The organism is Methylibium sp. T29 (genome assembly GCF_000576205.1).
Lineage (GTDB): Bacteria > Pseudomonadota > Gammaproteobacteria > Burkholderiales > Burkholderiaceae_C > Methylibium > Methylibium petroleiphilum.
Window position 1 is genome coordinate 1 of sequence record NZ_AZND01000460.1, and the last position, 1,538, is coordinate 1,538.

Below are 1,538 nucleotides of genomic sequence, written 5' to 3' on the forward strand. Positions count from 1 at the left end.
CGGCCACGCCCCAGCGGCCGGCGCGCACGTAGCGGTCGGCCTCGGGCGTGCGGCGTGCCACGTCGAGCAGCAGGGCCATCGCGAGATCGGCCACGCAGTCGTTCAGCACGTCGGGGTGTAGCCCACGGCGATGCCGCGCCGCGCGGCGGCCGCGAGGTCGATCTTGTCGAGCCCCACGCCGAAGCTCGAGATCACGCGCAGCGACGGCAGCGCGTCGATCAGCGCCGCGTCCGCGCCGCTGCCGCCGGCCGAGGTGACCAGGCCCACGAACTCGGCGCCACGCGCCGCCAGGAAGGCCTGCGGGTCGGCCTCGTCGGCCAGGCGGTGCAGGTCGTGGGCGGCCGCCAGCCGCTCCTCCAGCCAGGGCAGCAGGCGGCCGATCTGCAGCACGCGGGGCTTCGTCGACATCATTCGATCTTCACCCCGCCCTGCGCGACGACGCTCGCCCAGTTCTTGCGCTCGCGCTCGAAGAAGGTGGCGAACTCGGCCGGCGTCATCGTGTAGACCTCGGCGCCCTGCGACACCAGGCGCTCGCGCACCTCGGGCGAACGGATGATGCGCGACAGCTCGGCCGCCACCTTGGCCACCACCGCGGGCGGCGTGGCCGCCGGCATCAGCACGCCTTGCCACGTGCCCGACTCGAAGCCCTTCACGCCCTGCTCGGCGATCGTCGGCACGTTCGCCAGCAGCGGTACGCGCGTGGCCTTGGAGACGCCCAGCACCTTGAGCTTGCCCGCCTGCACCTGCGGCAGCGTCGCCAGCATGCCGTTCATCAGCACCTGGGTCTGGCCGGCCACGGTGTCGCCGATCGCCTGGGCGCCGCCCTTGTAGGGGATGTAGGTCCACTCGGCCTTGGTGGCCTTCTCGACCGCCACGCCGGCCAGGTGCGGCGCGCTGCCGATCGCGGTGACCGCGAAATTCAGCGACTCCTTGTGCGAGAGCGCCACCAGTTCCTGCAGGTTGTTGGCCTTGACCGACGGATGCACCACCAGCAGGTGCGGCGAGTACGCGAGCATGCCGACGCCGCGCAGGTCCTTGCTGGGATCGAACGGCAGCTTGGCGTAGACCGAAGCGGTGATCGCCAGCGCGCCCACGTCGCACAGCAGCAGCGTGTGGCCGTCGTTGGCCTTGGCGACGAAATCGGTGCCGGTGTTGCCGTTGGCGCCGGGCTTGTTCTCGACGATCACCGTCTGCTTCAGCGCCTCGGACAGCGGCCCCGAGATCGCGCGGGCGATGATGTCCGACGAGCCACCGGGCGAGTACGGCACGACGATGCGGATCGTCTGCGTGGGCCAGGCCTGGGCCTGGGCGCCGCCGGCGGCCAGCGCCAGCGTGGCGGTCAGGGCGCGGACAAAGATGCGTCGAATCATCGGGGGTCTCCTCGGTCGGGGTCGGGGTTGGGGCGGACGAGGTGGCGACAAGCCCCTCTCTAGTTGTACGTCATCGTACAACATGAAGGATGACCGATCACTCGGGATTGCCCGGTATCGGTCCGCTGGCGCCCGCCGCCGCTCAGGCCCGCGGCTGGCGCGCCTGCG

At 71.5% G+C, this 1,538-nt stretch carries 1 protein-coding gene and 1 pseudogene; both read right to left on the reverse strand.

Features of this window, described 5'->3' with window-relative positions; all coding sequences use genetic code 11:
- Positions 1 to 411 (reverse strand): annotated as a pseudogene (locus x551_RS22010) (2-hydroxyacid dehydrogenase); the annotation flags it as partial.
- Positions 408 to 1,370, reverse strand: a complete 963-nt coding sequence (locus x551_RS22015; RefSeq protein ID WP_036236650.1) for a tripartite tricarboxylate transporter substrate binding protein — start codon at positions 1,368 to 1,370, stop codon at positions 408 to 410. The gene x551_RS22015 and the pseudogene x551_RS22010, both read right to left, overlap by 4 nt.
- Between the last annotated feature and the right edge of the window lie 168 nt (positions 1,371 to 1,538).

Coding starts and splice junctions, on each gene's coding strand:
- x551_RS22015 (WP_036236650.1), bottom strand. CDS start 1,370: ATGATTCGACGCATCTTTGTCCGCGCCCTGACCGCCACGCTGGCGCTG.